We start from the raw sequence: 7,326 nt of genomic DNA, 5'->3' as shown, positions 1-7,326 counted from the left end.
GACATGGTGGTAGATTACCTTTCTTCCCAGCTCGACTGGGCTGGATATCAGGTGTCCACCAAACAGGGGTCAGGTCCATCAGGCACACTTTTGCTACTTAACCCGAAGACACATCCGCGTGTAAACCCGAGTAATCCGTATAAAACAACTACGCTAAACCGCTGACTACTGTTTAAATAGTTTGGAGAATCGAAGCAATCGTGACTGCCAACAACTCCTCGGCTTTTGAGCCCCTGCAGCGAATTTTGCTGCCCAAGCGCGGCGAACCCTTTGACGTCCGCATGCTCTACCTCATTGAGGCGGAACAAAACCGCGAGCGCTTGAGCTGGACAAACCGGACCGCCGTGACCATCCCGGCCGGCGAAGAAGCCTCTTTTGAGACCTACTTCAACGCCTTTCCGGCCTCCTACTGGCGCCGGTGGTCCCAGCTCGACTCGGTCATTCTGCGCCTTGAAGTTGAGGGCCAGGCCAATATCTCGTTGTACCGTTCCAAGCACGATGGCCAACGCATTTCCGTGGGCAACCACCTCGTGGGCACCGGTGAGCACGAATTCGAGCTCCCGCTCAAGAACTTCGAGGACGGCGGCTGGCTGTGGTTCGATATCACCGCCGAGAAAGAAACCACCCTGGCGCATGCCGCGTGGTGCTCGCCGCACGCACCTGGGGCGCAAATCCTGCCGGATGGCACCGAGGTTGCTCCTTCCGAAAAGCGTGTTGCGGTCGGGATTCCTACCTTCAACCGCCCTACCGACGCGGTGGCAGCGCTACAAGCCCTAGCCGAGGATCCCGTCGTGGACGAGATCATCGACTTCGTCTTGATGCCTGACCAAGGCAATCAACACCCCGCCGATGAACCAGGCTACGACGATGCAGTAGCCCACTTTGGGGAGCGCTTCCGCGAGTTCCGCCAAGGTAACCTGGGTGGTTCGGGCGGATACTCCCGCATCATGTACGAGGCGCTGGAAAACACCGATTCGCCGTTCATTTTGTATATGGATGATGACATCGCCATCGAACCAGATTCGGTACTGCGTGCCGTCCAGGCCGCACGCTACGCCGCCAGGCCCATCATCGTGGGCGGGCAGATGCTCAACCTGCAGGAGCGCTCCCAGCTGCGCACCACCGGTGAGCAGGTCAACCGCTCCGATTTCATGTGGGCCGCCGCCCCGCACGCCGTGTACGACCACGACTTTGCCAAGTACCCACTGCGCGCCATTGGCACGCCAGAAACCCGCCTGGATCCAAAGAAGTACGATTCCCGCGACCTGCACCGCCGCGTGGACGTGGAATATAACGGCTGGTGGATGTGCCTCTTCCCGCGCGTGGTAGCAGAGACCAACGGCCAGCCACTGCCGCTATTTATCAAGTGGGACGATACCGAGTACTCCTTGCGCGCCGCCCGCAATGGCTTCCCCACGGTGACCTGGCCGGGCGCGGCCATCTGGCACATGGCCTGGGCGGATAAGGACGATGCCATTGACTGGCAGGCCTATTTCCACCTGCGCAACCGCTTGATCGTGGCTTCGCTGTACCACGATGGCGCGGTATCCGGCATTACTAAGTCCATCTTTAAGTCCACGCTCAAGCACACCATGTGCATGGAATACTCCACTATGGCCATCCAAATCGAGGCCATGAAGGACTTCCTGGCGGGGCCGGACCACCTCTTCGATATCTTGGATACCTCGTTGCCGCGCATTGCGGAGATCCGCAAGAACTACTCAGATGCGGTCATCATCGAATCCGCAGACCAGCTGCCGGCGCCGACCGGCGCGCCGGGCGTTCCCACCCGCAATGTGGGCGGGCGCTTGGCCAAGGTGAAGAAGCTGCCGTGGGCAGCAAAGGGCCTTAAGCACCTGCTGAGCAAGGAAGATCCGGCGCACCACGCGGCACCGCAGCTGAACCTCACCCCAGAAGAGGCGCGCTGGTTCACCCTGTCCCGCCTGGATTCCGCCACCGTATCCACGGCCGGCGGTACGGGTGTGGCCTTCCGCAAGCGCGACCGCGATTTGGCCAAGGAGCTCATCACCGAAACCCGCAGCCTGTTGAAGGAAATTGAAGAAAACTTCGATGACCTGCGGGCGCACTACCGCGCCGCGTTGCCGGAATTGACCGCGCGGTCTTCCTGGAAGAAGGTTTTTGATGCCCAATAAGCTTTCTATCGCAGAATCCCGCGTCCTAGAGTCCATCCAGAACGCCGCCTTTGACCTGCCGGGAGTACTGCCGACTGCCCGCGGTTTAAGCCACTTGGGCGAGCACGCCCTGGGCTGGATGGGCAGCGCGGCCCTAGGGGCCGGCGTGGACAAGCAGCGCCGTGAAGAGTGGATTCGGATCGGTGCCGCGGCGTTTACCGCGCATGCGGCAAGCGTGGTGCTCAAGCGCATCGTGCGGCGCAAGCGACCCGATTATTCCTACGTCCGCGTTGGGGTCAAGACCCCCTCGCGCCTATCCTTCCCGTCCTCGCATGCCACCTCCACCACCGCCTTCTTGGTGGGCCTTTCCCGCCTGACGGGTTCCAAGGCACCGCTTGTGGGAGTGCCGGTGATGATGGCATCGCGTATGGTGCTCGGGGTGCACTATCCAACTGATACCGTCGCGGGCGCAGCCATTGGCGCTGCCACCGCGCGGGCAATGACGAAGGGAAAGACGCATGAGTGAGGACGGTAACCAGCACTTTCTCCATTCGGAACCGCATACGTCCGGCGTCGATACCGGCCGTAAGCGCAAGCCGCCGAAGAATTTGGCCGATGGCATGGTCAAGGCCCTGCGCCCGAAGCAATGGGTAAAAAACATCCTCGTACTGGCCGCGCCCGCCGCGGCCGGTGCGGAGTCGCTCTTTCACGGGCGCGTGCTTGTCGATGTCCTCTTGGCCTTCATCGTCTTTTGCCTCGGCGCTTCTTCCATCTACCTGATCAATGACGCCAAGGATTGGCGTGAAGACCAAGAGCACCCGACCAAGCGTTTCCGCCCGATTGCCTCGGGCGTGCTGCCCATCAAGGTGGCCTATGTCATGGCCGTGGTACTCGTTGGCCTGTCCATTGGGCTGTCCTTCTTGGCCACCGCGGGATTAGAGCTAGCCATCGTTATGGCGGTTTATATCGCCCTGCAGCTGGGCTATTGCTTTGGCTGGAAGCATATTCCGGTCATCGATATTGCGCTGGTGTCCTCCGGATTCATGTTGCGCACCATGGCCGGTGGCGTGGCCGCCGATATTGAGCTTTCGCAGTGGTTCTTGCTGGTCGCTGCCTTTGGTTCGCTCTTTATGGCCTCCGGTAAGCGCTATGCCGAAATCCTGCTGGTGGAAAAGACCGGCGCGAAGATCCGCAAATCCTTGCAGGGCTATACGCCAACCTACCTGCGCTTTGTCTGGACGCTAGCGGCTACCGCCGTGGTGGTCTTCTACTCCCTGTGGGGCTTTGAGCTGGCTAATGCCGCAACCTCTGGTGGCGTGTGGTACCAGATTTCCATGGTGCCATTTACCATCGCCATCCTGCGCTATGCCGCCGACGTGGACCGTGGCCAGGGCGGGGCGCCGGAAGAAATCGCGTTGGGGGATCGCACCTTGCAGTTCCTCGCCATCGCTTGGCTGGCCTGCATCGCCATGGCCGTCTACATCATGCCATTGGGCTAAGCAGCGGTTATATAGTTGCGTTCAACTAGAAGATCTTGAGAGGCCTGATATACTCACCCCACGTGGTTAACACCGGTAACAAGAACATTGCGCTGTGGAGCGCACCCGCCTCGGTTCTTGTTATCGGTGTTTTTTCTTTGTGGGGTGGCTTTGCCCGCCGCTGGATGTCTGATGACGGCCTCATCGTCCTGCGTACCGTCCGCAACCTAGAAGCCGGCAACGGTCCTGTGTTCAATGTGGGTGAGCGCGTTGAGGCCAATACCTCCACGCTGTGGCAATACCTCATCTTAGTGGCGCGGTGGGTAAGCGGTGCTGAACTCGAAACGATCGCCATCTACCTCGGGCTTCTCCTAGCGGTCGCGGCGATGGTGGTGGGGACGTGGGCATCGGCAAGCATGCACAAGGGACTTGTTCTTCCCGCTGGAGCCTTGGTGTATCTGGCCCTGCCACCGGCACGGGACTTTTTTACCTCCGGCTTGGAATGGAGCCTGTGCCTTTTCTACTTGGCCGTCTTGTGGTGGATGCTGATTAAATGGGCGCGACCACGGCAGGAGTTGCCGCCCAAGCCTATTGTGTATGGGCTGGCATTCTGGGCGGGGCTCTCATGGCTCATTCGCCCTGAGCTTGCCCTGTATGGCGGCCTGGTTGGCGTTGTACTCATAGTGAGCACGCGTTCGTGGAAGGTTATCGCTGCCGCCTTGCCCCTGCCGCTGGGTTATCAAGTATTCCGCATGGGCTACTACGGGCTGCTTACGCCTCATACCGCCGTTGCGAAATCCGCGGCTGGTTCCGCGTGGGGCCAAGGGTTTGCGTACTTGGGCGACTTTATGGCGCCCTACGCGCTGTACCTCCCGCTCATTGTGCTGACAGTGGCGGCGCTGTGGAAAACCGATTTTCGACCGTCGGCGCTGCGCTCGATGCAGACTGTGGTTTATATCTTCCTGGGCGCCGCACTATTGCATGCAGCATATGTTGTGCACGTGGGTGGCGATTTTATGCATGGGCGCATGTTGCTACTTCCGCTTTTCGCCGCGCTATTGCCCATATTTGTAGTTAATCTACGAACCTGGTGGGCTGCCGTATTCTGTGCGGTGTGGGCCTTCGTTATTGTCTTGCACGGTCACCCGGTAGACCGGGCAGCGTACGCGGGCCAGCTTAGTGTTGTGGATGAGCGGGACTATTGGACCGCTGTCACCAACCGGCAGGAACCGCCACGCCGTGCCGAGGATTTTCTGGGTATGGACGTGATGAATAACTATGAAAAAGCGGTGCAGGATTTGGCGGCCGGCGATGCCATGACCTTCCTCTATATCAAGGATGGGGGTCAGACATCGTGGACGACGGTGCCCGCGGATCCGGAGCGCTCCGATCCTCCCACTGTGTATTTTCCTAATCTCGGTCTTACCTCCATGAATGCGCCACTTGAGGTGCGCGTGCTCGATGAAATTGGGCTCAGCAATCCCTTGGCAGCGCGCCAGCCCCGCATCGAAGGCGGGCGCATTGGCCACGATAAAAGCCTTGGCGCGGCGTGGCAGATTGCCGATTCTGCAGTGGATATTGACTCCTTATTGCTGGGGCAGAAAGATTCCGCGTGGCAAGCACGCACTGCGCTTGATGATGCCGATTTCCAGAGGCTCTTTGCCTCCTACAGGGAACCGCTAACTTGGGGCCGATTCTTAGAAAATATTAAATTTTCCCTGACAGAGGGCAGGACCCTAACCTTCTCCTCCAATCCGGGGGATTACCTCTATTAATGGTTGAAAATGAGGTAAAAAGCCTGTGAGTGCACTACACTGCCTCTCAGTGAGGCTTTCGCCGAGGGGTGTTAACGATTCACAGGTTCCCATCGATAAAGCCAAAGAACAATTATTGAGTACTTTGTGGAGGAGAAAGATGACTGCATCTCTGAGAGGACGTGTCCTATCGGTCATCATGGCAGTGGTCGTAGCGCTTGGCCTCGCCGTCGTTGCCGGCGGCACGCAGCAGGCACACGCGGCACATCGTGATTGGCTGCGTCCGGATAATACCGGCACCTGTGAATGGGACCCAGCCATGTTTTGGGTTCAGCGCTGTGATGTTTGGTCTCCGTCCATGGACCGTAACATCCCCGTCCAGATTCAGCCCGCAAAGAATGGCGGTAACGCTGGTTTCTACCTATTGGATGGCCTGCGTGCTACTTACGCAACCAGCGGCTGGGTTAGCCCTCACAGCGAGGTTAACGCCGCGCAGACTTACGCGGACAGCAATATCACTCTAGTGATGCCGGCAGGTGGCGAGTCTTCTTTCTATGCCAACTGGCAAGCACCTGGCAAATATGATCCGAGAGCTCCGGTCAACTACAAGTGGGAGACCTTCCTTACCCAGGAGCTTCCTGCCTACCTCGAGCAGCACTTTGGCGTGGCCCGCAATAACAATGCGATCGCTGGCCTCTCCATGGGTGCCGGTTCCGCCATGACATTGGCTGCTAAGCACACTGACCAGTTTAAGCAGGTACTATCCTTTTCTGGTTATTTGACTATGACGGTTCCAGGTGCTCAGACTGCTCTTCGTTTGGCCATGTTGGATGCCGGTGGATTCAATGTCAACGCCATGTACGGTTCGCTATTTAACCCAAAGCGTTTCCAGAATGACCCGCTCTTGCTGATTCCGCAACTGCGTGAGGGTGGTACCGATGTTTATATTTCAGCTGCATCCGGTATCCCAGGCCAATTGGATAGGGAAACCCTTCCGCCGCAGTTCCAAGCACCGGGTGTCGCACTGGAGGTTGGTTCTCAGCTGACCACCCGCGCTTGGGAAGGTGTTGCCCGGTTGCAGGGTCTGAACCCAACGGTGAGCTACCCGGCCCAGGGCTTGCATAACTGGTACCAATGGGACTACCAGCTCAATGCTTCCAAACCGCGCGTTCTCAACGTTATGAATGCCTGGTAAGGCTCACTAACGAACTGGCCCCGCGCCGTTCGAACCGCTCCCCAGTAGTTGGACTGAGAAATCACTACCAACTGGTGGGGAGCAGTTTTTATTGGGGCTACGAAGTTCGCTGAGTGAAACTTAGCGCGAGCATGTAGTCAAGCGTTTCGAACAGGGCCGAGGTACCAAGCCGAAGGCGCTTACTGAAGAAGACAAACTGCGTCGCGAAAGCGACCAGTTGCATGCTGAAATTGCCTACCTAAAAATTACCGATGAAGGCTTCCAATACCAGCATTCAACCCGGCGCACTTTGATCCACGAGAACGGCGGCGTTCAGTCGATATCGCGTAAGGCCAACTGCTACGACAACGCAGTAATGAAGAACTTCTTCGGTCACCTGAGAACCGAGATGTACCACGGAGAAGTCTTCAACACTGTCGAGGAGTTCACCCAGGTAATCGAAGATTACATCCAGCGGTACAACACCGAACGCAACCAACAATGACTCAAGGGCCTGACCCCGATGCAATATCGGAATCAGGCCCTTGAACCCCTAACCTTCTTGAATTAAACCAGCCCAACTTTTGGGGACTAGTTCATGGTGCTCTCGGGCGGCGGGTTCGTGCTTTGGTTGGTGGTTAGTGGTTTTGGAGTTCTCGGGTGATGATTTGGGTCATTCCGTCGTGTCCTACGTCTGTTGGGTGTAGTGTGGGGTTGCCCGCAAATCGTGGACACGTTGTTAAGCTGCTTAGGGGTTAAGCAGCGGCTTTCTTATTACCATTTTGATC

At 57.9% G+C, this 7,326-nt stretch carries 5 protein-coding genes and 1 pseudogene; all 6 read left to right on the top strand.

The features are described 5' to 3' along the window. Positions 1–200 precede the first annotated feature (200 nt). Complete coding sequence (locus ABRP66_RS11220) at positions 201–2,153, top strand: glycosyltransferase (RefSeq protein WP_284771218.1); 1,953 nt, start codon at positions 201–203, stop codon at positions 2,151–2,153. Continuing rightward, positions 2,143–2,658 (top strand): phosphatase PAP2 family protein, encoded by a 516-nt coding sequence (locus ABRP66_RS11215; RefSeq protein ID WP_284771219.1) that lies wholly within the window; start codon positions 2,143–2,145, stop codon positions 2,656–2,658. The genes ABRP66_RS11220 and ABRP66_RS11215 overlap by 11 nt, the downstream gene beginning before the upstream one ends. Continuing rightward, positions 2,651–3,631: a decaprenyl-phosphate phosphoribosyltransferase gene (locus ABRP66_RS11210; protein ID WP_349838693.1), complete on the top strand. Its 981-nt coding sequence runs from the start codon at positions 2,651–2,653 to the stop codon at positions 3,629–3,631. Before ABRP66_RS11215 ends, ABRP66_RS11210 begins: the two co-directional genes overlap by 8 nt. A gap of 62 nt (positions 3,632–3,693) precedes the next feature. Continuing rightward, a complete protein-coding gene (locus tag ABRP66_RS11205; protein WP_284785760.1) occupies positions 3,694–5,385 on the top strand; it encodes an arabinofuranosyltransferase AftB family protein in 1,692 nt (563 codons plus the stop codon). A gap of 139 nt (positions 5,386–5,524) precedes the next feature. Beyond that, positions 5,525–6,559 (top strand): alpha/beta hydrolase, encoded by a 1,035-nt coding sequence (locus ABRP66_RS11200; protein ID WP_349838692.1) that lies wholly within the window; start codon positions 5,525–5,527, stop codon positions 6,557–6,559. Positions 6,560–6,806: 247 nt separating this feature from the next. Beyond that, positions 6,807–7,043, top strand: a pseudogene (locus tag ABRP66_RS11195) (IS3 family transposase); the annotation flags it as partial. Positions 7,044–7,326 lie beyond the last annotated feature (283 nt).

It is taken from the genome of Corynebacterium sp. KPL2680, assembly GCF_040225675.1.
Taxonomy (GTDB): Bacteria; Actinomycetota; Actinomycetes; order Mycobacteriales; family Mycobacteriaceae; genus Corynebacterium; species Corynebacterium rhinophilum.
Note: the sequence above shows the minus strand (reverse complement) of the source record. Positions and strands in the feature narration are given on the sequence as shown.

Coding starts and splice junctions, on each gene's coding strand:
- ABRP66_RS11215 (WP_284771219.1), top strand. CDS start 2,143: ATGCCCAATAAGCTTTCTATCGCAGAATCCCGCGTCCTAGAGTCCATC.
- ABRP66_RS11210 (WP_349838693.1), top strand. CDS start 2,651: ATGAGTGAGGACGGTAACCAGCACTTTCTCCATTCGGAACCGCATACG.
- ABRP66_RS11200 (WP_349838692.1), top strand. CDS start 5,525: ATGACTGCATCTCTGAGAGGACGTGTCCTATCGGTCATCATGGCAGTG.